The sequence below is a fragment of the Pseudomonas sp. W3I7 genome (genome assembly GCF_030816095.1).
Taxonomy (GTDB): domain Bacteria; phylum Pseudomonadota; class Gammaproteobacteria; order Pseudomonadales; family Pseudomonadaceae; genus Aquipseudomonas; species Aquipseudomonas salomonii.
Genome location: NZ_JAUSXP010000001.1, coordinates 6,682,300 through 6,705,746, shown reverse-complemented (window position 1 = coordinate 6,705,746; position 23,447 = coordinate 6,682,300). Strand labels below are relative to the sequence as shown.

22 protein-coding genes and 1 pseudogene are annotated in these 23,447 nt (G+C 60.0%); 4 read left to right on the top strand and 19 right to left on the bottom strand.

Going from position 1 to position 23,447, the window contains the following annotated elements:
* The 4 genes from QF043_RS30670 to QF043_RS30655 all read right to left on the bottom strand — a co-directional run.
* The coding region (locus tag QF043_RS30670; RefSeq protein WP_307421284.1) for a TonB-dependent siderophore receptor at positions 1–1,421 on the bottom strand (1,421 nt) is incomplete at its 3' end.
* Between the two features lie 131 nt (positions 1,422–1,552).
* Positions 1,553–2,500 (bottom strand): FecR family protein, encoded by a 948-nt coding sequence (locus tag QF043_RS30665; RefSeq protein ID WP_307421283.1) that lies wholly within the window; start codon positions 2,498–2,500, stop codon positions 1,553–1,555.
* The gene (locus QF043_RS30660; protein ID WP_138813441.1) at positions 2,497–3,030 is read right to left on the bottom strand and encodes an RNA polymerase sigma factor; all 534 of its coding nucleotides are present in this window, start codon (positions 3,028–3,030) and stop codon (positions 2,497–2,499) included. The genes QF043_RS30665 and QF043_RS30660 overlap by 4 nt, the downstream gene beginning before the upstream one ends.
* Positions 3,031–3,480: 450 nt before the next feature.
* Entirely contained in the window at positions 3,481–4,539 is a 1,059-nt protein-coding gene (locus QF043_RS30655) for a haloacid dehalogenase-like hydrolase (protein ID WP_307421282.1), read from the bottom strand.
* 241 nt (positions 4,540–4,780) lie between these two features.
* Here QF043_RS30655 and QF043_RS30650 point away from each other — a divergent pair, with 241 nt between their 5' ends.
* On the top strand, positions 4,781–6,172 hold the full coding sequence (locus QF043_RS30650) for an L-cystine transporter (protein ID WP_307421281.1): 1,392 nt from the start codon (positions 4,781–4,783) through the stop codon (positions 6,170–6,172).
* A gap of 95 nt (positions 6,173–6,267) precedes the next feature.
* Here the strand turns inward: QF043_RS30650 and QF043_RS30645 are convergent, their stop codons facing one another.
* The gene (locus tag QF043_RS30645) at positions 6,268–6,780 is read right to left on the bottom strand and encodes a dihydrofolate reductase (protein ID WP_307421280.1); all 513 of its coding nucleotides are present in this window, start codon (positions 6,778–6,780) and stop codon (positions 6,268–6,270) included.
* A 69-nt stretch (positions 6,781–6,849) separates the two neighbouring features.
* On the opposite strand from QF043_RS30645, the gene QF043_RS30640 reads away from it, so the two are divergent.
* Together QF043_RS30640 and QF043_RS30635 are read left to right on the top strand one after the other, a co-directional pair.
* A complete protein-coding gene (locus QF043_RS30640) occupies positions 6,850–8,229 on the top strand; it encodes a DUF2868 domain-containing protein (RefSeq protein WP_307421279.1) in 1,380 nt (459 codons plus the stop codon).
* On the top strand, positions 8,222–9,589 hold the full coding sequence (locus tag QF043_RS30635; protein ID WP_307421278.1) for a DUF3482 domain-containing protein: 1,368 nt from the start codon (positions 8,222–8,224) through the stop codon (positions 9,587–9,589). Before QF043_RS30640 ends, QF043_RS30635 begins: the two co-directional genes overlap by 8 nt.
* 41 nt (positions 9,590–9,630) lie before the next feature.
* Here the strand turns inward: QF043_RS30635 and QF043_RS30630 are convergent, their stop codons facing one another.
* The 14 genes and pseudogenes from QF043_RS30630 to QF043_RS30565 all read right to left on the bottom strand — a co-directional run bounded on the left by QF043_RS30630 (position 9,631) and on the right by QF043_RS30565 (position 22,810).
* The gene (locus QF043_RS30630; protein ID WP_307421277.1) at positions 9,631–10,206 is read right to left on the bottom strand and encodes a hypothetical protein; all 576 of its coding nucleotides are present in this window, start codon (positions 10,204–10,206) and stop codon (positions 9,631–9,633) included.
* Positions 10,194–10,469, bottom strand: a complete 276-nt coding sequence (locus tag QF043_RS30625) for a hypothetical protein (RefSeq protein WP_307421276.1) — start codon at positions 10,467–10,469, stop codon at positions 10,194–10,196. The genes QF043_RS30630 and QF043_RS30625 overlap by 13 nt, the downstream gene beginning before the upstream one ends.
* A 138-nt stretch (positions 10,470–10,607) precedes the next feature.
* Entirely contained in the window at positions 10,608–11,165 is a 558-nt protein-coding gene (locus QF043_RS30620; protein WP_307421275.1) for a hypothetical protein, read from the bottom strand.
* Between the two features lie 123 nt (positions 11,166–11,288).
* Positions 11,289–11,837 carry a hypothetical protein gene (locus QF043_RS30615; protein WP_307421274.1) on the bottom strand — a complete coding sequence of 183 codons (549 nt, stop codon included), beginning with the start codon at positions 11,835–11,837 and terminating at the stop codon, positions 11,289–11,291.
* A gap of 53 nt (positions 11,838–11,890) precedes the next feature.
* On the bottom strand, positions 11,891–12,442 hold the full coding sequence (locus QF043_RS30610; protein ID WP_307421273.1) for a hypothetical protein: 552 nt from the start codon (positions 12,440–12,442) through the stop codon (positions 11,891–11,893).
* A 106-nt stretch (positions 12,443–12,548) separates the two neighbouring features.
* Complete coding sequence (locus QF043_RS30605; protein WP_307421272.1) at positions 12,549–13,082, bottom strand: hypothetical protein; 534 nt, start codon at positions 13,080–13,082, stop codon at positions 12,549–12,551.
* Between the two features lie 84 nt (positions 13,083–13,166).
* Entirely contained in the window at positions 13,167–13,718 is a 552-nt protein-coding gene (locus tag QF043_RS30600) for a hypothetical protein (protein ID WP_307421271.1), read from the bottom strand.
* Between the two features lie 105 nt (positions 13,719–13,823).
* A complete protein-coding gene (locus QF043_RS30595) occupies positions 13,824–14,390 on the bottom strand; it encodes a phosphonate degradation HD-domain oxygenase (RefSeq protein WP_307421270.1) in 567 nt (188 codons plus the stop codon).
* Positions 14,390–15,523 carry a TIGR03364 family FAD-dependent oxidoreductase gene (locus tag QF043_RS30590; RefSeq protein WP_307421269.1) on the bottom strand — a complete coding sequence of 378 codons (1,134 nt, stop codon included), beginning with the start codon at positions 15,521–15,523 and terminating at the stop codon, positions 14,390–14,392. The genes QF043_RS30595 and QF043_RS30590 overlap by 1 nt, the downstream gene beginning before the upstream one ends.
* A 125-nt stretch (positions 15,524–15,648) precedes the next feature.
* Complete coding sequence (locus QF043_RS30585; protein WP_138813431.1) at positions 15,649–16,674, bottom strand: putative 2-aminoethylphosphonate ABC transporter substrate-binding protein; 1,026 nt, start codon at positions 16,672–16,674, stop codon at positions 15,649–15,651.
* Between the two features lie 22 nt (positions 16,675–16,696).
* Positions 16,697–18,421 carry a putative 2-aminoethylphosphonate ABC transporter permease subunit gene (locus QF043_RS30580; protein ID WP_056857667.1) on the bottom strand — a complete coding sequence of 575 codons (1,725 nt, stop codon included), beginning with the start codon at positions 18,419–18,421 and terminating at the stop codon, positions 16,697–16,699.
* 1 nt (position 18,422) lies between these two features.
* Entirely contained in the window at positions 18,423–19,487 is a 1,065-nt protein-coding gene (locus QF043_RS30575) for a putative 2-aminoethylphosphonate ABC transporter ATP-binding protein (protein ID WP_017139492.1), read from the bottom strand.
* A gap of 135 nt (positions 19,488–19,622) precedes the next feature.
* Positions 19,623–20,487: pseudogene (locus QF043_RS30570) on the bottom strand (LysR family transcriptional regulator).
* 16 nt (positions 20,488–20,503) lie between these two features.
* Positions 20,504–22,810, bottom strand: a complete 2,307-nt coding sequence (locus tag QF043_RS30565) for a heavy metal translocating P-type ATPase (RefSeq protein WP_307421268.1) — start codon at positions 22,808–22,810, stop codon at positions 20,504–20,506.
* Between the two features lie 85 nt (positions 22,811–22,895).
* Between QF043_RS30565 and cadR the strand changes: the two genes are divergently transcribed.
* The gene (gene cadR / locus QF043_RS30560) at positions 22,896–23,345 is read left to right on the top strand and encodes a Cd(II)/Pb(II)-responsive transcriptional regulator (RefSeq protein ID WP_053258516.1); all 450 of its coding nucleotides are present in this window, start codon (positions 22,896–22,898) and stop codon (positions 23,343–23,345) included.
* Positions 23,346–23,447 lie beyond the last annotated feature (102 nt).

Genomic DNA, 23,447 nt, shown 5'->3' with positions numbered 1-23,447 from the left:
GTGGTGAGCTTGGAATAGTTGGCGCCCAGGACCATTTCCTGTTGGAAGCCCAAACCTTCGAACTTGCCGTTTACATACACATCCGCGCCGCGGCTTTTGGTGTTGAAGTCGGTAACCCAGTCCACATAACGCACGTTGCCGGTGCTGCCCGGATTGGGAATTTCATCCCACGTTGCCTGGTAGGTCGCGTCGTTGTGTTCATCCATGGCCACCAGTGCGGCCTTCACCTTCCAGTCATCGTTGAAACGATGCTCCAGGTCGGCGAACACTTGGGTCTGGTTGTTGACCGCACGGTTCCAACTGGCGCCGACAAAGGTCGAGCGTGGCAGGCCGATATCGCTGCCGTTGGCATAACGGGGCAACGACATGAAGTTGGGGCGCGAGTGGCCCTTCTGATTGCTGATGCCCACGCCCACGGTGGTATCGGGTGTGAAGTCGTAGTCGACGGCCGCGTAGACTGTCTGGTTCCAGCCGCCGGCGTAGTCGACGAAGGAGTTGGTGGTGTCATAGTCCGCCACAAAACGGCCGCGCAAGGTGCCTTCGGCATTGAGTGGGCCGCCGGCATCCACCTGGGTACCGTAATGGTCCCATGAGCCCGCCTTGGCGGTAACCGTCACGGTCGGTGCCTGCTGGCCGCGCTTGCGTACCAGGTTCATCGTGCCGCCAGGGCTGTTGGCGCCTTGCAGCAACGCAGCCGGGCCGCGCAGGGTCTCGACGCGGTCGTAGATGGCCATGTTCTCGGTGAGGTAACTGCCCAGCGTGTAGGTATTACGCGGGATCCCCACACCGTCGTATTGCAGGGTGCCGACCTCGAAGCCACGGGAGAAGATGAACATGCCGGGGCCGGGGGATTTGGTCGCTGTGAGGCCGGGTGTGCGCTTGACCACTTCGGAGAGTTTGGTGGTGTTCTGGTCATCCATCTGCTTGCGCGTCATGACGCTGACCGATTGCGGGATGTCTTTGAGTTTCTGCTCGCCCTTGCCCAACGTTACTGCGCCAGTGGTGTAAGAGCCCGTGCCTTCGGTGGTCACGCCCAGCTGTTCGGCGCTGATGGTGGTGGCGCCGACCTCCAGGGCCGAGCCCGATGCCACAGGTTTTTCCAGGGTGACGGTATCCGAGTTGATGAACGCCGCCCTCAAACCGGTGCCACCCAACAACTGGCCCAAGGCTTCGCGCTGGGCCAGGTTGCCTTTGACGCCCGGCGAAACCACGCCTTGAGTCAACTCACCACTCACCAGCACCTGCACCCGCGTCACCGCCGAAAACGCCGCCAGCGCGCCATCCAGGCTCTGGCCCGGAATATCAAAGCGGTAAGCCTGGGCCTGGGCGGTCTCGGCGGCCTGCAAGTACAGCGGCGCGGTGCCGCCAGCCAAGGAAATGGCCAGTGCCAGCAAGGGCCGTGCGGCGAATCGGTGTGCCATGGATGGTGCTCCCCGGTGCAAAAAGTCTGTGATCGGCGCCGCACTACTTGAGAGTGCTTACTATTTACGCCTCAGTGATCAAGGACGAACGCTTGCCGGGAAACCCTGAAAGTATTTTCAAATAATTGCGATCAGGACGCTTTGCCTTCGCGCAACACCAGCAAATACGGGGTGTAATGCTCGGCGTGCAGGTTGAGGGTGTATTCCAATGCCTTGATCACCGCGTCGGGCTTGTCGATTTCAAACACACCGGACACCACGCGGTTGCGTAATGCATCGCCTAGCACCAGGGTCTTGCCGGGCCAGTAACGGTTAAGTTCGGTGACCACTTCCGACAGCGGCTGCTGACGAAACACCAGCTGCCGTTGGCGCCAGGCAAAGCCACTGGCCGGGTCGAAGCCGTGGACCTCGGCAAGCTGCTCGTCCTGATATTCCACCGCACGCCCCGGCTCCAGGTACACCGGCACGCCTTTCCCGGCGCTGACCTCAACCTTGCCTTGCGCCACCTGCACCCGCGTTTGCGCATCACGCCGCGCCACGCTGAACTGGGTGCCGACCACCTTCACCCAGCCATCGCCGGACTGCACCACGAAGGGCCGCGTCGGGTCCTTGGTCACGTCGAAGAAGCCTTCGCCGCGCAACAAACGAATCTGCCGCTCGCCCGCACTCATGCGGATTTGCACCGCGCTGTCGGTATTGAGTTGCAGGTGGGAGCCATCTGCCAGTTCGATGGTGCGCGACTCGCCAGTGCCGGTGGCGTAGTCGGCACGCAAGCGGTCGAGCCAGGGCGTGTTTTGCACGGTCAGGCCCACCACCAACAACACCGCAGCGGCATACGCCCAGCGCCGCGCCGGTTTCCGCCAGGCGGCCTGTTCGGCGCGGCGAATGACCCGCGCCGGCTCACGCATACCACCGAGCATCGCCTGCACTTCCTGCCAGGCTTCATCCTGGGCGTTGCCTTGGCCGAGCCAGGCGGCGAAGGCATCCAGTTCAATGGGCGTTACGTCTTCGGCCTGCAGGCGGAAGTACCAGCCAGAGGCTTCTTCAAACAACGCGTCGGCAGTGGGTGTGGCGGTCATGACCGACGTCCTTGTGCATCGCAGGCAAGCCGCGTCTTGATGTACCCGCGGCATTCAATCAAGGCACGACGCAGTTGGTATTCCACGCTGCGCGGGGTGATCGACAGGCGTTCGCCAATCTCGCGGTAGGAAAGTTCGTCGACATGATAGAGCAGGAAGATCTGCCGAGTCGCTTCGGGCAGCGCCAGGATAGCGTCCTGCATCAGTTGCTCCTGCTGGTAGGCCGCCAATTGTTCATCGGCACCGGGGTTGCTGCAGGGCAGCTCTTCGCTCGGCTCACCGGCATCCAGGCGCTCACGTCGAATGGCCTGACGCTGGTGGTCGCGTACCAGGTTACTGGCAATGGTGAAGAGAAAGGCCGGGAGGTTGTCGATCTTCTCGCCGGAATCCAGGCGCGCCAGGCGCAGGAAAGACTCCTGGGTCAGGTCGGCCGCCACCTGGGCACTGCCGGTACGGCGGGTGACGAAAGCTTCGAGGGCTTTCTTCTGCTCCGCGAACAGGCGCGCAATCTGCGAATTCCAGGAGGACACAGCACTACCTTGAGAAGAACGAAGGGTTCAGGGAGTGCGCACGCTAGCAGAGGATGAGATTGGTTCGCAATTGATATCTATTTTTACACAGATACTGCTGTGTTCTTGAGCCCGCCTTCGCGAGCAAGCCCGCTCCCACACTTGACCGCATTCTCAGGTTGAAACTCGGTCGAATGTGGGAGGGGGCTTGCCCCCGATGACCATAGGTATCTACACAACTTTTGAAGGCCGCCACTTTCTCCTGTGGCGAGCAGGCTTGTCCTGCGTTGGGCTGCGAAGCAGCCCCAAACCCAGACGCTGAGTTCTTTCAGGAAAGTTGCAGTGCCTTTACAGGGGCCGCTTCGCAGCCCAACGCAGGACAAGCCTGCTCGCCACAACAGTCCACCTGCCACAGACTTCGTGTTAACCGGTTGTGTAGATACCCATGCCCCGATGGCAGGCGAAGCGGTCCTACTGAATTTCGTCCGGCTTGACGATCACCCAGTTCTTGTCCGCCGTCACCGGCAGCCCTTCCCTGGCCTGCGCTGCCGCGTGCTTGGCCATCATCCCGTTAAGCTGGGTCATGTATTTGTCCTTGCGGTTGATCCACAAGTGAACACCGCCCTTGGCCACGTCCACATCGTGGAACAGCATGTAGCCGTCGCTGGTCGGCGTATCACCGCCAACGATCACCGGCTTTTTCCACTCGTCGATGTAAGTCAGGATCGCTGCGTGCTTACCCGCCATCCAAGTCGCCGGCGTCCACAGGTACGGGGTGAGTTCGAGGCCAAGGTTGGCCTTCTCGTCATATTTGCCCGCAGTGATCTGCTTACGCGCCGTGGTCAGCTCGCCAGTCTTGCGGTCCTTGAGCAAGGTGCTCACGCCAATCACGTTCTCGGGTTTGACGTTGTAGCCGTACTTCGGATCGGCGGCGACCATGCGCACCAGCTCCTCGGAGGCGGCGGTCATCACATACACTTCGATGCCGTTTTCCATCAGCTTGTTGTACAGCTCGGCCTGGCCGGTGAAGACTTTCGGCGGCTGCACCTCGGATTTCTTCACCACGTCACCTTCAAAGTAGGTGACCGGCACTGGCTTGCCGGAAGCCATCAACTCGTCCACCTGGACCTTGAGTTCCTTGAGGGTGAAGCCCGAGAAAATCTGCGCAACCCACGGGTAGCAAACCATGTCGTCGACTTCGCAGAGGCGATAGTAGTAGCTGAACAGGCTTTCCTTGTGGTCTGCGGTGTCCTTGAACGGCATCAGCTTCAGGGACGGGTCCATGCTCTCGCGGGTGATCAGGCCCTTGTTTTCCATGTAGGGCAGCAAGGACTCTTCGAGGTCGTAGCGGTAACTGGTGTTGTCCATGTCGAACACCGCGAAGTTACCCTTGTTGGCATTCGCGGCGATCATCTTGTTCAGTTGCTCGGCGGCGGGCGCCGGCCAGTGTTTCAACTCGGTGGCGGCAAATGCCTGGCTGACGAGGCCGAGGCAGAAGGCGGCGGCAAGCAGTTTTGGCGCAAGCTTCATAAGCGTTTTATCCCTGAGTGAAAGACATCGACGCTAACAAATCTGTATGACAGTTATCGCCCGAGCACGACCGCTTGCGTCGTGATCACGCCAAGGGCATGTGCCTGAGCGCCAAATGCTTATTCCAAAAACGACAGTGACCATTCCATATTGGTATTAAATCAATATATTTCAAACTGTTAGGCTTCCCGGTTCGCAATCGCAGGCTCGCGCGATTGGCTGCCTTCTCAACGGAGCTTCAATGAATCTGCCCCTGATTCTCAACTTACTGGTGTTCGTGGCCCTGTTGCTGGGCCTGGCACAAACCCGTCGCACTAACTGGAGCCTCGCCAAGAAGGTGCTGTTTGCCCTCGTATTGGGCGTGGTGTTTGGCGCGGCTTTGCACACCATTTACGGCGACGGCAACCCAGTGCTCAAGGCCTCGATCAGCTGGTTTGATCTGGTCGGCAATGGCTACGTGCAACTGCTGCAAATGATCGTGATCCCGCTGGTGTTCGCCTCAATCCTCAGTGCTGTGGCGCGCCTGCACAACGCCTCGTCCCTGGGCAAGATCAGTTTCCTGACCATCGGCACGCTGCTGTTCACCACCGCGATTGCGGCGCTGATCGGAATCGGCCTGACCAACCTGTTCGGCCTCACCGCCGAAGGCTTGGTGGCCGGCACCCAGGAAATGGCACGCCTGCAAGTGATCCAGAGCGATTACGCGGGCAAGGTGGCCGACCTGAATATCCCGCAGTTGCTGCTGTCGTTCGTGCCGGCCAACCCGTTTGCCGACCTGGCGCGCGCCAAACCGACGTCGATCATCAGCGTGGTGATTTTCGCTGCATTCCTGGGGGTTGCCGCGCTGCAACTGCTCAAGGATGACGTGGAAAAAGGCCAGAAAGTGCTTAACGCCATCGACACCCTGCAAGCCTGGGTCATGCGCCTGGTGCGCCTGGTGATGAAGCTGACGCCCTACGGTGTATTGGCGCTGATGACCAAGGTAGTCGCCGGCTCCAACCTGCAAGACATCATCAAGCTCGGCAGTTTTGTGGTGGTGTCTTACCTGGCGCTGGGCTTGATGTTTGTGGTGCACGGCCTGCTGCTGTCGCTGGCCGGGATCAACCCGCTGCGGTTCTTCCGCAAGGTGTGGCCGGTGCTGACATTTGCGTTCACCAGCCGCTCCAGCGCAGCCGCCATTCCGCTGAGCATTGAAGCGCAGACCCGTCGCCTGGGCATTCCGCAATCGATCGCCGGGTTTGCCGCCTCGTTTGGCGCGACCATCGGCCAGAACGGTTGCGCCGGTCTCTATCCGGCCATGCTGGCGGTGATGGTTGCACCGACCGTGGGCATCAACCCGCTGGACCCACTGTGGATCGCGACGCTGGTGGCGATTGTGACCTTGAGTTCGGCCGGTGTGGCAGGCGTGGGCGGCGGTGCGACCTTCGCCGCACTGATCGTGCTGCCGGCGATGGGCTTGCCGGTGTCACTGGTGGCGCTGCTGATTTCCGTGGAGCCGCTGATCGACATGGGCCGCACGGCGTTGAACGTGAATGGTTCGATGACCGCCGGGGCGATTACCAGCCAGATCATGGGGCAGACGGATAAAGCGCTGCTGGATGCTGATGAGCATGCTGAATTAGCGCAGGTCTGATAGACCGCTATCGCAGGCAAGCCAGCTCCCACACTTGAATCGGTTTCCTCAGGAGAAATCGGTCAACTGTGGGAGCTGGCTTGCCTGCGATGCTTTTAAGCTTTTTCCCAGACTTCGAAGTTGTAGGCAGGCTTATCGCCTTCAGCCAGGTTCTCGACGTTTGACACCAACTTCCACTGGTTCAAATCAAACGCCGGAAACCACGCATCGCCTTCCGGGCTCAACGCCACCCGCGTCAAATACAGGCGATCCGCCTGCTCCAGCCCTTGCGCATACAACTGCGCACCGCCGATCAGCATCAGCTCATCCACGCCCTGTTCCAGCGCCCAGGCTTCAGCGCGCTCAACCGCCGCGTCCAGTGACGGAAAAACTTCCGCACCTTCCAGCGTCAAGCCGGTCTGACGGCTGACCACAATGTTCAGGCGCCCCGGCAACGGTCGGCCCAGGGAGTCCCAGGTCTTGCGCCCCATGATGATCGGCTTGCCGAGCGTGGTGGCCTTGAAATATTTGAAATCCCCCGGCAAATGCCAGGGCATGCTGTTGTCGACGCCGATCACGCGGTTTTCACCGAGGGCTGCGATCAGGCTTAAAGGGAGTGTTTTTTTCATGCCGACGAGAATACCAGAGCCACGAGTCTGCGGTTATGCTCCAAGCTCACTTGCTCAACAGGACGGCGCGTGACTGCTCTGAACCCGCTGCATAAACTTTGGCTGACCGAAACCGTGCGCCTGCGCGAAGAACACGCAGGCCCTTTGGAAGACCTGGAAGCCAACCGCCTGGCCCGCACGGCCGGTGGCGATTTGCCCACGCGCATCCAACAGCGCGCCCTGCACCTGGCCGAGCGCGATGGGCTGACTGCCGCCCTCACCCGCTGGCTGCAAGGCGCGCGTTTGGCGCTGGTGCTGCTGGCGGTCGTCGCCGTGATCAGTGGCGCCGGGCTGGCCTTTGCCGCCCTGGGTAATGGCCTGACGCCGGTGAATGTGTTCTGGGCCCTGGGCAGCCTGCTCGGCTTGAACCTGATCCTGTTAATCAGCTGGGCCTTGGGCTTGCTGTTTGCCGGTGAACACAGCGCCAGCCTCGGGCGCCTGTGGTTATGGCTCAGCGAAAAATTTGCCCGCGATGCCAAAGCCGCGCAATTGGCGCCAGCCTTGCTGCTGTTGTTGCAGCGCCAGAAACTCAACCGTTGGGCCGTGGGTATGCTGGTCAACAGCCTGTGGTTGCTGGCATTGCTCAGCGCCCTGGTAATTCTGCTGACACTGCTGGCCACGCGGCGCTACGGTTTTGTGTGGGAAACCACCCTCCTCGGCGCCGATACCTTTGTTGCCGTGACCCAAGCCCTCGGCAGCCTGCCCGCCTTGCTTGGCTTTAATGTGCCGACAGTGGAGATGATCCGCGCCAGCGGCGACTCGGCTCTGAATATCGAAAGCGCCCGCCAGGCCTGGGCCGCGTGGCTGGTAGGCGTGCTGCTGGTGTACGGCCTGCTGCCCCGATTGCTCCTCGCGCTGCTGTGCCTGTGGCGCTGGAAACGCGGGCGCGCTGTGTTGCGCCTGGACCTCAACCTGCCCGGCTACAGCCAACTGCGCGAACGCCTGATGCCGAGCAGCGAGCGACTTGGCGTGAATGACGCCGCACCTGAACAGCTGCATCACGTCACCGGCGGCATCAGCGAGCTGGAAAGCGACGGCGCCCTGCTGGTGGCCATCGAACTCGACGATCAGCACCCGTGGCCGCCGAAGCTACCGAGCAGCATCAAAAACGCCGGCATCCTCGACAGCCGTGAATCGCGCAACAAACTGCTGGAACAACTCACGCGCTTCCCGCCCGCACGCCTGGCCATCGCCTGTGACCCGCGCCGCTCGCCGGATCGCGGCAGCCTGGCACTGATCGCCGAGCTGGCCCGCAGCGCCACCGCCACTCGCGTATGGCTATTGCAAGCGCCACCCGGCCAGGCGCTGGACGCCGAGCGCCTGGGCGACTGGCACGCCGCGCTGCAACAGCTGGAGCTGCCGTTCGCCGACTGTGCGCCGCTGAGCTGGCTGGAGACCGGTCATGATTAAACCACTGAAGCTCGCCGTGGTCGGCCACACCAATGTCGGCAAGACCTCGCTGCTGCGCACGCTGACCCGCGATGTGGGCTTTGGCGAAGTCTCCCATCGCCCCAGCACCACCCGTCATGTGGAAGGCGCGCGTTTGTCGGTAGACGGCGAAGCCTTGCTGGAGCTGTACGACACACCCGGCCTGGAAGATGCCATCGCCCTGCTCGATTACCTCGAACGCCTGGACCGACCCGGCGAACGCCTTGACGGCCCGGCTCGTCTGGCGCGATTCCTGGAAGGCAGCGAAGCCCGCCAGCGTTTCGAGCAGGAAGCCAAAGTACTGCGCCAACTGCTGGCCTCGGACGCCGGTTTGTATGTGATCGACGCCCGCGAACCGGTGCTGGCCAAGTACCGCGACGAGCTGCAAGTGCTGGCCAGTTGCGGCAAACCACTGCTGCCGGTGCTCAACTTCGTCAGCAGCATTGACCACCGCGAGCCGGACTGGCGCGAAGCCCTGGCCCGCCTCGGCCTGCATGCGCTGGTGCGCTTCGACAGCGTGGCGCCGCCGGAAGACGGCGAACGCCGCTTGTATGAAAGCCTGGCCCTGTTGCTGGAAAACGCACGGCCGCAATTGGAACGCCTGATCCTCGATCAGCAAGCCCAACGCCAGGCCCGCCAGCAAAGCGCTGCACGCTTGATCGCCGAGCTGTTGATTGACTGCGCCGCGTGCCGACGCAGCGTGGTCACAGAGGATGAACAGCAAGCCATCAGCGACTTGCGCAAGGCTGTACGCCAGCGCGAGCAAAAGTGTGTGGAAGCGTTGCTCAAACTGTTCGGCTTCCGCCCGCAGGACGCCGCCGCCAGCGACTTGCCGCTGCTGGACGGGCGCTGGGGCGATGATTTGTTCAACCCGCAAACCCTCAAGCAACTTGGCGTGCGCGTCGGTGGCGGGATCGCTGCAGGTGCTGCCGCCGGGGCGGGCGTGGACCTATTGGTCGGCGGCCTGACCCTGGGCGCAGCGGCTCTCGCTGGGGCGATCGCCGGTGGCGCGCTGCAAACCGCACGCAGCTACGGCAGCCGCCTGCTGGGCAAGATCAAGGGCCAGCGCGAGCTGACCGTCGACGACAGCGTGCTGCGCCTGCTCGCCCTGCGCCAACGTCAATTGCTCAAGGCCCTGAACCTGCGCGGCCATGCGGCGATGCACAGCATCAAGGTCGACACGCCTCAAGACCAAACCTGGCGTGCAGGCAAATTACCGGACGCTTTACACAAGGCCCGTGCCTACCCGCAATGGTCGTGCCTCAACGCTCAGCCAAAGCTTAGCCAGGCTGAGCGTCAGGAACAGATTCATGTATTGGCGCAGGCACTAAAGGATGAGTAACAGCGAGCGCCCATTGATCTGCGTTGCACCTGGCCCATGGCTCATGAGGCCGGGATATCCAAGACCTTGATCTCAAAGGTTTCCGGTTCGTGCCAGCTGAACAGCAGGTACAGCTCAGCCAACTGGTGGACCAAACGCCGATCAAGGTCGTCGATCACACCGTCATGGTTGATATCGAAATGAATGTTCCATTCGAGCACTTGGTCGTTATCAAAGTCATACGCGGCATTCCAGGCGACCAGAGTGTGAGAATCGATGTCCCCCGTCCCCTCCTGCACGTGCAGACGCACAGTGTCGGGCGTGCCGTCTTTATAGAAGTCTTCGGAGAAAATTTTCATGTAGCGCGTTGAAGCCTTCCCAGGATTAAACCAGTTGAGCTTCAAATAGGCAGAGGCAAACCTGTCCAGCAACAGTCTATCGAGCCGACTTTCCCGACCGTCATTCGTCACATCCCCTCGGCTGTAGTCGATTTTCCCGTCAGTTGGAAAGTCGTAGGCCACGGCCTGGTTGACCAAACTGTCCTGAACACCTTGTGCACTCTGGTAGAACTCAAGCACTACAGTATCCGCCCGGCCAACCTCTGTAGAGTCCTGCGCGAAAACTTTTAAATAGCGCATTGATCGACCTCTTGTTCTAACTTTTTCAAACCCGGATGAGCATGGTCATCCCATTTGAACGCGAGGAAGTTAATGCAGATGGATCGGAGCGTGCGCCGCCAACTGTCCCCCTTGTTAAACCAGTTCAACCTAAAAAATGTATGGGCAAATGCCTTGAGCGACTCGTCAATGCCTGTGGAGTAACGCTGAAAAAAATGCAGAATGACCGTGTTGGCCATGCCATTACCGCTGCGGTCCTGCGCGGTAGCTTTCAAATAATGCATCACCTGTTCTCTTGCGTGGCTGAAGTCACACGAGAGTAATGAAGCCGGCAAAAGCGTCGCTAGGCGACGCTTCTGGACTGAACGTATGAATTCACCCTGCCATGGGTAGACGTTTGTCTCAACGCACTGAGGCAAACATCAAACCGTTCTGAGTCGCCCCGGAGTATGCCAACCAAATGCCAGGAAAGCGTCACACAAGGCTTTGGTGGCGTCGCTAACCCGGTGATCGCCACTACGATCGCGCTTCAGACCCGTGTTGATAATCGACTCCACGATGCCATCATTATCGCTGTCATAGCCCATGACGCTATGCATCAAGACGCGTTTGCCCTGTGATGTACAACACTGATGAAAACTCAGTTTAAGCATATTAGGCACGCCTCCCCCAGACCAGCGGGCGACTCGCATCGTCAGGTAACGCCGCCAGGTTTCGCCAGGATTGAACCAGTTCTGTTGCAGGAACACATCTGAAAACGTCTTGAGCAACGCCTTATCTTCTGCCGATCTATAACCATCAAAATTGATATCGCCTGGTAACAAGATCTCGGTAGCGCCATCGGCGGTGATATCAATAGCCACCGCCTCATGGACCAGTTCGTCAGGATCGCCAGCAGGTCGCTCAAAAAACTGCAGGATAACCATATCAGCCCTGCCATTACCGCTACGGTCCTGGGCAGTCGCTTTTAAATAGCGCATCACCTACTCTCGCTTTATTAATTGAAGAACCACAGAGAGTAATAACGCCTGCACTCGCGCCTCTAGCCGTCGCGTCCCGGTTTGTCGTATGAATTCACGCAAGCTGTTATCGGCAGACGTAAGTCAAACGCTGTTGTCTTTGTACCATTTGAACCCAAGGAAACTACTGCACAAGGAACGGATCAGCTCTTTGTCTGCCTGATCAACTACGCCGTTTTTATCCACATCGGTATGGGTAAACCATTCCAGGACGCCATTCCCATAGCCATCAAAGGCTGAGGCTTGATAAGCCAAGGTTGGTTTACGCGCCGTACTGCGCCGGTCCAGAAAATTGAGTTGCACACCGTTGGGCGGCCGTTTTTCGTACTCATGGACGGCGATGATTACCAACGTGCGCTTCCAACTTTCACCGTCATTAAACCAGTTCAGTTTAAGAAAGGTGTTAGCAAACGTCTTGATCATGTGGCTGTCGATGACGGTGCTCTTGCCATCCACCTCGATGTCCACAACCGTCTGCAGATCCACGCTGGCATCGCCATCCATATCAACGACAAACGCTTCATGAACCACCTCGTCAAACCCAGCAGCACCCCGTTCATAGAAATGTAGAAACACGGTATCTGGGCGTCGATTACCGCTGCGGTCTTGAGCGGTGACTTTTAAATAACGCATACTTATCTCGATTGTAATTAAAAGCTGATCAATAGAATTCAACCACCCGTTCGCTACACAAAACCGGTGCCAGGCGTATACCAATTAAATTTAAGAAACATATCGGCCAATTGCTGCACTATTATCAGATCACTGTCATTGACAACACCATCCCGGTTGACATCAGAGTAAATATTCCAATCCGGGCGGCCATTATTATCAACGTCACAGACTGCGCTCCAGGCAACCAGCGTTTTTCGGGACGCCTCATCTGTTCCTTCATGCATATGCAAAAAAACAGTATCCGGCATGCCGTCTGTGTAAACACCTTTGGCAAAGACGTGCATATAACGACTTGAAGCGTCCCTGTCGTTGAACCAGTTCAATTTCAGATAAGTGTTGGCAAACCTGGAAAGCAGCGCATCATCACAGGCATCAAAAATACCATTATTCGTTACATCGCCTTCACGGTGGTCAACTTTTCCGTCTCGGGAGAAATCCACCGCAATCGCCTTGTTAAGCAGAACAGCACGACCGCAAGCACTTTTTTTATAAAACCGAAGTTTGACCACATTGGCGTGGCCATTTCCAGATCGATCCTGGGCATACACTTTCAAATAACGCATGTCGAACTCCCTGACAACAATACACCCTACGCTATTGAAAATGTCGCTCCCTATCCAGTGCTCAACCCCTGCAGCCAACGTAAGAAGGTGCAACAACACCTGTCCCTTAACGCCAGTTAAACTTCAGGTATGTCTTGACCATACGCTGCAGAGCCTCTTGATCAACGGTATCGAACAGGTCGGAGGGGAGCATTTCCTCATCCAGTCGCATCTCCCCCTTTGCAGCGCCGCCACACGCGGTAAGGCTAAGCATCAACTTCTCCTTGCCCATCATCGGCTTCTCGCGCTGAAAGAAATCCAATCGGATTTCAACAGGATTGGTCGCCGTGTCGAATCGACTCACGTAAACAATGATAGAGCGGTTCGGCATTGACGGTCGGCTGAGCCAACTCAACTTCAACACACTGTTAGCAAAATGCTTGAGCAGCTCCCTATCCTGCAGGCCCGAAACAATACGGTCGCCATCAATATCTCCAGTGATTTGATAATCGACCAAGCCGTCAGCCGAGGTATCAACAGCCGTCGCTGTACGCACCACCTCGTCCGGCAGCTTTGGATTACGCTGCATAAAGAAAAGATTCACCGTGTCTGCCTGAGCATTGGAACTCTGGTCTTTTACAACAATTTTCAAATAACGCATCGGCACAATTCCCTTAATAACTTTAACGCTTTACTGAGTAACGCACTATTGATGTCAGCCCCTCATCTTGACTGCCCGTCGACTTCAAGTGCTGGCGTTAGTGTCATACCAGCGCATCTCCAGAAAAATGCTGCCCAGTACTCGCATCCATTCTTTATCCACTTTATCGGCGATACCGTTCCCATCGATATCACTATTGGTAAAGGTCTCAAGCACACCATTGCTGTCAGCGTCATACGCTGCGGCGCTGCACGTCAGGCTCTCTTTGCGAACCCCGCCCAGCAAATCGTGGAGTTGCAGCTTGATGGCATTGGGTTTGCCTTGCTTATCGTAATGGTCCACATACACGCTCAACGTGCGCTGGGAACTGCCACCTTTATTGAACCAACCGAATTTTAAAAACGCATTGGCAAATGTCTTTAACAGTTGTTTATCTCGAATGGTGCTCTGCCCATCACGGTTGATATCACCGGCGCACTGCACATCGATCACCGAGTCGCCGTCCATGTCCACCGCCAGGGCTTCATGCCTCAATGCATCCGGCTCGCCGGCCTGGCGCTCATAAAAGTGCACGATGACGGTATCAGCCTTACCGTTACCGCTGAGGTCCTGAGCGGTCGCTTTTAAATAACGCATGGGAATGTCTCAAAAATGGGCAAGACCCAAGGCTATTCCAGGTCTTGGTCATTTAAGAGTTCATGGCGTCTGAACCGCCGGTACGAAAGAGCGCCGACAGGCGTGTTAAGTGCCGACACCGGCTGCCAGCAGGCCACGGGCCTTGGCTTTCAGCAGTTCCAGGTCGACTACGGGCACGTGCGTGTGCTTGGCTTGCTCATCCCAGTGGCGCATGCGCAGGCTGACGTGGCAGAGCGGGTCTTGCTCAAAGGCCCACGCCTCTGCGGCTGTCATCACGCCACCCTGATACCCCAAGGTACGGCGACTGGCTTCGCTCAAGCGCGCGTAGTAGTCCGGCTGGCTGAAGGTCAGGTAGCGCTTGGCCTGCACGTGATACTCCACCAGCTTGGCCATGCGCTCGCTGAAACCTGCGCGGCGCAGATAATCCGCGCCCAGGCGCTCGTGGCTGACCACGCCATAACCGCCCATGTTCTCGCCGCCCTGGCCGCAGAGGTGCCCGATGTCGTGGAAAAACGCCGCCAATACCACCTCATCGTCGAAGCCTTCGGCCATGGCCAACTGCGCGGCCTGGGACATGTGCTCGATCTGCGACACCGGCTCACCGATGTAATCGGCCGCGCCGTGCTCTTCGTACAAGCCGAAGACTTCGGCGATGACCTGGTCCGGGTTCATCATGCGCTCCCCCACAATGCTGTGATATTTCGCTCGGCCATCGCCGGGCCCACGCTCATGCCCACGCCGGAATGCATCAACGCCGCGCTCACGCCCGGCGCCGCACGCAGGAATGAAAACGGCGCCGGGCCGCGAGAGCCATACACACCTTGCCAGCGTTCCATTACCTGGATTTTGCAGCCCAGCGTCTGCTCCGCCAGCTCGATCAGCCAGTCATCGACTTGCTCGGCATTGAACGGTGATGCATCGCTGCCGTAATCGTGGGAGTCGCCGATGATCAGCTCGCCATGGGGCGTCGGGCTGATCAGCAAGTGAATGCCGTGTTCTTGTAAATGCGGCGCTTCGCGCAGGATCTGTGCCTGCACCGGTGCGGCTTCCGGCAAGTCGGCAAACGCGCCGTAATGCACGCAACTAAGGCCCGTGAGCAATGCGTGTTGCAGGTTCAGGTTGAGCGCAGGCCGGGCCCGCAGCATTTGCAGGCGGCAAATGCTCGGGTTGAGTGCGGCCATCGGTTCCGCCAGCAAGGTCTGGTAGTCATGGCCGGAGCACACGACCACCTGCTCGCCGCGAAAACTGCCTGCGGTGGTGTGCACTTGGCCAGGCTCAACGTCACGCACCAGGGTGGAGAAGTAAAACTGCACCTTCAGTTCCTGGGCCAGATAATGGATCAGCGCCGGGATCGCTTCGCGCGAATACAGTTGCTGATCATCCTTGCCATGCAGCGCCGCGCGGTGATGGCGGAACTGGCCGCCATACAGGTCTTTCATCGCCGCGCCTTGCAGCAGCTCGACGTTGTAGCCGTGCTCCTGCCCGCGGCCGGCGCAGAAAGCTTCCAGCAGATGCTCTTCGGCTTCGGTGCGGGCGAACAGGTAGGAGCCGTTGCGCTTGAGCTGGATACCGGCCACCTGTGCCCAGTGCGCCCAGATGTCGCGGCTTTCCCGTGCCAGGTCGAGCATCGGCCCAGGGGGTTGGCCGGTGACCAGTGCCTGGCCGAAGTTGCGCACGGAAGCGCCCAGCGGTGTGGCGCTGCGCTCGAAGACCTTGACCTTGAGGCCGCGTTTGGCGGCGGCGTAGGCGTGGGACAGGCCGAGGATGCCGGCGCCGATGACCAGCAGGTCGCTGTGGTGTGTCATGAAGATATGTCCTGAATGTGAAGCCACTATCGCAGGCAAGCCAGCTACCACATTTTGATTTGCGAACCCGATTAAATGTGGGAGCTGGCTTGCCTGCGAAGAGGCCATCAGCCCTAACGATAACCTTACTGACCCGCCACTTTCTCCGACTTGCCGTCATAGCGCTTGCGCCATTCGGTCAGGATGCTGTCGCGGTTTTTCGAAGCCCAGGCGAAGTCGTTCTTGATCAGACGCTGCTCGTAGTCAGCCGGCAATTCGGTCTGCGGCTTGGCGATACCCGGCTGGGCGAGAACGGCGAAGTTGTCTTTGTACAGCTCCATCGCCGCGGGGCTGGCGGAGAAGTCGGCGAGTTTCTTCGCTGCATCGGCGTGGCTGGTGCCCTTGATCACGGCAGTCGCTTCGATGTCCCAGCCCAAGCCTTCCTTGGGCAGGATAATGTCCAGCGGCGCGCCTTGGCGTTTGAGTTGCACGGCCGGGTATTCAAACGAAATACCGATCGGGAATTCCCCGGAAGCCGCCAGTTTGCAAGGCTTGGAACCGGAGTGAACGTACTGGCCGATGTTCTGGTGCAGGTCGTCCATGTACTGCCAGCCCTGCTTCTCGCCGAAGGTCTGCAGCCAGGCGCTCACATCCAGGAAGCCGGTGCCGGACGACGCCGGGTTGGGCATCACAATCTTGCCCTTGTACTCAGGCTTGGTCAGGTCTTGCCAGCTCACCGGCTTGGTCAGGCCTTGTTTCTCGGCTTCGACGGTGTTGAAGCAGATGGTCGCAGCCCACACGTCCATGCCCACCCAGGCCGGTGGGTTGGCGGCGTCGCGGTAGTTTTTGCCGATCTTGTCCAAGTCCTTGGGCGCGTAGTTATCCAGCATGCCTTGCTGGTCGAGGATCGCCAGGCTGGAGGCAGCCAGCCCCCACACCACATCCGCCTGGGGCCGGGCTTTTTCGGCCAGCAGCTTGGCGGTGATGATGCCGGTGGAGTCACGCACCCACTTGATGTCGATATCCGGGTTGGCTTTTTCGAAGGCCTGCTTGTAGGTCTTCAACTGCTCGGCTTCGAGGGCCGTGTACACCGTCAATTCGGTTTTGGCGGCAAAGGCATTCAGGCTGAATGCGCTGAGCAGAGCAGCGGCCAGGGCCAAGGGCTTGAACATGGAGCACCTCCTTCAGGGATTTTTATTGGCCGGGCGCGGTTTGGCGCCAGGCTTGGGAGCGGCGCAAGGCACCACGTGAGGCCCACGCCAGCAGCAGCGAGACGCCGGCCGACGTGAACAGGATCAGGGTCGACATGGCCGCAGCGCCGCCCACATTGCCGGCGTCGTCCATGTTCAACACGGCGACGGCGGCAAGGATGGTGTCGGGGCTGTAGAGGAAGATCGCGGCGGACACGGTGGTCATCGCCGACACAAACAGGTAGCGCACGATGTCCAGCAACGCGGGCAGGCAGATCGGCACGGTGACGCGCAGATAGTGGCGGTACAGCGGTGCCTTGAGGGACAGCGCGGCGGCTTCGAACTCGGCATCCAACTGGCGCAGCGCGGTGGTTGCGGTCATTTGCGCGGTGGTCAGGTAGTGCGCAATGGTGCACACCACCAGCAAGGTCATGGTGCCGTAGAACACGTGCAGCGGGTTGCCGTTGAGGTTGAAGAAGAACACGTAACCCAGGCCCAGCACCAAGCCCGGCACAGCCATCGGCACAAAGCTGAGCATGCGCAGCGCCAGGTTCAGGCCTTTCTGGCCCTTGGTCTTTTCCATCAGGTAGGCGCCGGTGAAGATCAACACACTGCCGATCAGCGCAGTGCACAGGGCCATGGTCAGGCTGTTGCGATAGGCCAGCCAGCCGCCGCCGGCCGTGTCTTCAAACTGGTAGTGATTGAGCGATAAAGAGAGGTTGTACGGCCAGAACTTCACCAGCGAGGAGTACACCGCCATGCCGAACACCAGCAGCAGCACGGCGCAGATCAACAACACAATCGCCAGGTAGCAGCCATCTCTTAAGCGCGACGGCGCCGGCTGGAACACCTGGGCGCGGCCGCTCATGGCGTCACCATGACGGCGGCGCAGCCAGGCATCCACAGCAAAGCTGAACAGCGCCGGCAACAGCAACACCATGCCGATCAAGGCGCCGCGACCGAACTGTTGCTGGCCGACCACCGCCTTGTAGGCTTCCAGCGCCAGCACCTGATAATCGCCCCCCACCACCACGGGCACGCCGAAGTCGGTGATGGTCAGGGTGAACACCAGGCAAAACGCCGCGAATACCGCCTGACGCGTGGCCGGCCAGGTAATGCTGCGAAACGCCCTGGCGGAGCTTGCGCCCATGCTGGAGGCGGCATCGAACAGGCGCGCATCCGCCAGGGACAGCGCCGACAGCAGAATCATCAAGGCGTGTGGGAAGGTGTAGATCACTTCACCCAGCACAATGCCCCAGAAGCCGTAGATATTGTCCGAGAGCAAACCACGCAACATGCCCTGGTTGCCGAACAGATAGACCAGCGCAATACCCGGCAACATCGACGGGGCCATCAATGGCAGCAGTGACAGGCCGCGCCAGATCGGCTTGCCGGGGATCAGCGTGCGTTGCAGTGCGTAGGCAAACAGGTAGGCCAGCGGTACGACAATAGCCGCCACGCTGAGGGACACTTTCAGGCTATTGCCCAACAGCCAATGGAAGTTTTCGCTGGTTACCAGCTCCCGCGCCGCGACCAGGCCGCCGCCCTGCCCGGCTTCGCTGCTGAAGCCGCGCCAGAAGATCGCCAGCAACGGCAACAACACCGCAATGCCCAACAGGAGTAACCAAAGCAGTTTGCCGCCGACCACAAAAATGCGGTCGCCAAGCTCAGCGCGGGAAACCTGACGAGCCACGTGGTCGGGTATCGGCAGACTCATATCGGCAGCCATCTCAGGCAAACACCTGCAGGCTGCGTGGCGGCAAAGCCACCCAGATATCCTGCGCGCCCAGGCGCGGCATGGCTTCGGGGGCCAGTTCGGCCAACAGCGGGTGGCCGGGCAATTGCTCCAGCTCAAAGCTCATGCGGCAGCGGTTGCCGAGAAAGGTGATCTCGCGGACCTTGGCTGGAAACAGGTTTTCTTCATGCACCAGCGGGTTGACGCTGATGGCTTCCGGGCGGCAGAACAAGCGGCCGGACTTGGCTTTGCTGGCGCTGTCATCCAGGCGCATGTGCAGGCCGCCGACCTGGGCATGGCTGTCGCTGCTGCGACTGAACGGCAACCAGTTGCCCTGGCCGACAAACTCCGCCACAAACGGCGTGGCCGGACGGTCGTAGATTTCCTGGGGCGTGGCGTACTGCTCGACCTTGCCGTTGTTCATCACCGCGATACGGTCGGCCATCAGCATGGCCTCGTCCTGGTTGTGGGTAACCATCAGCGTGGTGATGCCCAGGCGCCGTTGCAGTTGACGCAGCTCGGTGCACAGGTGCTCACGCACACGGGCGTCGAGGGCCGACATGGGTTCGTCGAGCAGCAGCAATGACGGCGCAGGCGCCAGGGCACGGGCCAGGGCCACGCGCTGTTGCTGACCGCCGGAGAGTTGGCCGGGGTACTTTTTTTCGCTGCCGACCAAGCCGACCAGTTCGAGCATCTGCCCGACGCGCTTGCGCACTTCGTCGCGGCCACTGCCGGTGAGGCCGTAGCCGATGTTCGCTTCGACGGTCAGGTTGGGAAACAGCGCGTAGGACTGGAACAGAATGCCGTAGTCCCGCGCCTGCGGCGGCAACAGGGATACATCACGGTTGCCCAGGTAAAGCTCACCGCTGTCCTGGCGCTCCAGGCCGGCGATGCAACGCAGCAAGGTGGTCTTGCCGCAGCCGGACGGGCCCAGCAGGCACACCAGCTCGCCGGCGGCGACTTCCAGGGAGACGTTGTCCAGCGCGGTGAAGGCGCCGAAGCGTTTCTGGATACCGCGCACCTTCATTGGCGCACCGGGTTGGGTCAGGGCTGTGTTCATGCAAGGCACCTCATCAAACTGATGAAGGCCATGCTAGGCGGGCAATGCGTCCCTCTTGTGGCAGAAAGGCAAAAGGCGGTGATAGTGGTATTGGTGGATTTGGGTAGGACCGGCTCCCCTTGTGGCGCGACACACTCAGAGCGGCGACATTTCCTGCGCCAACCCCAGAAACGCCGCCGGCAACCGCGCGCCTTTGCGCTCTTTGAGGCAGTACAAATACTCGGGAATCTGCGGTGCATTCTCGATGGTCAGCACCCGCAGTTGCGGGTCATGGGGCACTTCCTGGCGGGCGATGATACTGATGCCGATATTGCGCAACACCGCCTCGCGAATCGACTCACGGCTGCCGATTTCCAGCAACGGCCCGTAACTCACGCGGGCGCCCTGCAACATCTCTTCAGTCAACCGCCGCGTGGTGGAGCCGGCTTCGCGCATCAGCAAGGTATGCCCGGCCAGCGCGCTCAGCGGCACATGTTCAAGCTTGGCCAGGGGATGATTGCGATGCACCGCCAGCACCAGCGGGTCGGTGCCCAGCACGCGGCGGATCAGGCGTGAGTCTTCGAGCAGTTGCGAGGAGGCCGCGACGTCGACGCGGTAATCGTCCAGCGCTTCGAGCACCTGTTGGGAATTGCCGATTTCCACCGAGACGTCCACATGGGGCAGGCGTTCGCGAAAGGCTTTGACCAGATCGAGGATGTAGTACGGCGCCGTGGCGGCAATCCTTAAGGCGCCCTGGACCTGGCCGGTATTGCGCAGGAAAAAACTCGATATCGGCTTCCTGCTGCAACAGCGTCTTGACCATCGGCAGCAGGCGCGCGCCGTCGTCGCTGACGGTAAGGCGGCGCCCGCCGCGGTAGAACAGTTCAACGCCGTATTGGCTTTCCAGGTTGCGAATCTGGGTGGTGACGGTGGGCTGGCTCAAGCCGAGTTTTTTCGCCGCCTGGGTAATGCTGCCCAGGCGGGCGACCATAAAAAACGCCTTTAACTCAGCACTCAGCACACCGCCCTCTCATCGTCTATTTGCGCAACAGGCGCAGACCATTGAACACCACCAGCAGGCTCACGCCCATGTCCGCGAACACCGCCATCCACATGGTGGCCATGCCCAGGAAAGTGACTGCCAGGAAGATCGCCTTGATCACCAACGCCAGGGCGATGTTCTGCTTGAGGATACTCGACGTTTGCCGCGACAGACGAATGAATGCCGGAATCTTGCGCAGGTCATCGTCCATCAACGCCACGTCGGCGGTCTCGATTGCCGTGTCGGTACCGGCTGCCGCCATGGCAAAGCCGATTTCGGCGCGCGCCAGCGCCGGAGCGTCGTTGATGCCGTCGCCGACCATGCCCACCCGGCGGCCTTGGCCGTAGAGGGTTTCGATGGCTTGCAGTTTGTCGGTGGGCAACAAGTCGCCCTGGGCCTGATCGATGCCAACCTGCGCCGCAATCGCCTGGGCGGTGTGGGTGTTGTCGCCGGTGAGCATCAGGGTCTTGATGCCCAGTTCGTGCAGTTGCTGGATGGCTTCGCGGCTGCTGTCTTTTACCGTGTCAGCCACGGCGAACAACGCCAGCGGGCCGGACTTGTCGAGCAGCAGCACCACGGACTTGCCTTGTTTTTCCAGGGCGAACAGCTTTTCTTCCAGCGCCGGCGAGCACAGGCCCAGGTCTTCCACCAGACGGTGGTTGCCCAGGTGGTAGGTTTCGCCGTTGATGTCGCCACGCACACCGCGACCTGGCAGAGCCTCGAAGTTATCCACAACGTGGCTTGGCAGGTTTTTATCCACCGCCGCCTTGGCGATGGCCAGCGACACCGGGTGGTCGGAGCGCCCGGCCAGGCTGGCCGCCAGGGCGGGCGCGCTGTCTTCGACGTTGGGGAACAGCGCCAGGTAATCGGTTTGCACCGGTTTGCCGTGGGTGATGGTGCCGGTCTTGTCGAGGGCAAGGTAGTCGAGCTTGTAACCACCCTCCAGGTACACGCCGCCCTTGATCAGGATGCCTTTGCGCGCCGCAGCCGCCAGGCCGCTGACGATGGTCACCGGGGTGGAAATCACCAAGGCACAAGGGCAAGCGACCACCAGCAATACGAGCGCGCGGTAGATCCAGTCGAACCACACACCGGCCATGAACAACGGCGGGATAATCGCCACGCCCAGGGCAAACAGGAAGACTGCCGGGGTGTAGATCTTCGAGAAGCGGTCGACAAAGCGCTGAGTCGGCGCCCGTGCGCCCTGGGCCTGTTCCACCGCGTGAATGATGCGCGCCAGGGTGGAATTGTTGGCCGCCGCGGTGACCTTGTACTCAAGAGAGCCGGCCTGGTTGATGGTGCCAGCGAAGACTTTATCGCCCACGGTCTTTTCAATCGGCAGGCTTTCACCGGTAATCGGCGCCTGGTCGATGGTGGATTGGCCGGCGGTGACTTCACCGTCCAGACCGATGCGCTCGCCGGGTTTTACCCGCACGATCGCGCCCAATTCAATGCTTTTCACTTCCTGTTCAAGCCATGACCCATCGGCCTGCTGCACCGTGGCCTGTTCCGGCGTCATTTGCATCAGGCCACTGATGGCATTACGCGCACGGTCCAGGGACTTGGCTTCGATCAGCTCGGCTACCGTGAACAGGAACATCACCATGGCCGCTTCCGGCCATTGCCCGATCAGGATCGCGCCAGTCACCGCGATGCTCATCAGCGCGTTGATGTTGAGGTTGAGGTTTTTCAGGGCGATCCAGCCCTTTTTATAGGTGGTGAGGCCGCCGCTGAGGATCGATACCAGTGCCACCAGGGCAATCACCCAGGTCGGTGCCACGCCGGTGAAATGCAGCACTTCGGCGCCCAACGCGCCTACGCCGGACACCGCCAACGGCCACCAATGCTTCTTGGCAGGCGGTGCGGCAGCAGGCGTACCCTCTTCGATAGGGTCGGCCTGCATGCCGATGGATTTGATCGCCGCGATGATCGGCGCAGTGCTCGGCAGGTCATGGGTGACGCCGAGGATGCGATTGATCAGGTTGAATTCCAACTGCTGCACACCGGCGAGCTTGCCCAGTTTGTTCTGGATCAGCGTCTGTTCGGTGGGGCAATCCATGGCTTCGATGCGGAAAGTGCTCAGGCGCGAGCCGGCTGTCGGCGCTTCGCTCAGCGTAACCACAGCGGGCGCTGCCTTGCTGGAACAGCAGGAATCGCCATGACTGCCATGCTCATGCTGTTTGACCGGCGTCAGCTTGGCGCCGTGGTCGTGGCTATGTTCAGGGCTGTGTTCATGGCCGTGGTCATGATCATGGTCGTGCGGGTGATCATGTTTTTTCGGGGTGTGGATGGAATCGCTCATTCTGTCGCGTCCGTAAAGGTGCCTGTTGCCAAGTAAAGACCCTGTAGCCACTATAGGGTCAAGCACCCATTTGGAGATTGCTGCGATGAAGATCGGCGAATTGGCCAAACTGACCGATTGTCAGGTGGAAACCATCCGTTATTACGAGAAAGAAGGCCTGCTGCCGCCCCCGGCGCGCACCGATGCCAACTATCGCGTGTACACCCAGGCGCACACCGAGCGGCTGATCTTTATCCGCAACTGCCGCAGCCTGGACATGACGCTTGAAGAAATCCGCAGCCTGCTGGGGCTGCGCGACAGCCCTCAGGACCAGTGCGAGAGTGTGAATGCGTTGATCGACGAGCATATCCACCATGTAAAAGCGCGGATCGATGGGCTGTTGGCGTTGCAGGTGCAATTGCTCGACCTGCGCCAACGCTGCGGCGGCGGGCCGGATCTGGACCAGTGCGGGATTTTGCAGCGGCTGGAAGTCAGCGGCAGTGTGGCGGCCAGCGAGGCCGAGCCTTCACATGTGGGCAGAAGCCACGGGCATTAAGGTACACGCAGAACAACTGTGGGAGCTGGCTTGCCTGCGATAGCGGTGAATCAGGGGCATTTGTATCGCCTGATACTCCGCTTTCGCAGGCAAGCCAGCTCC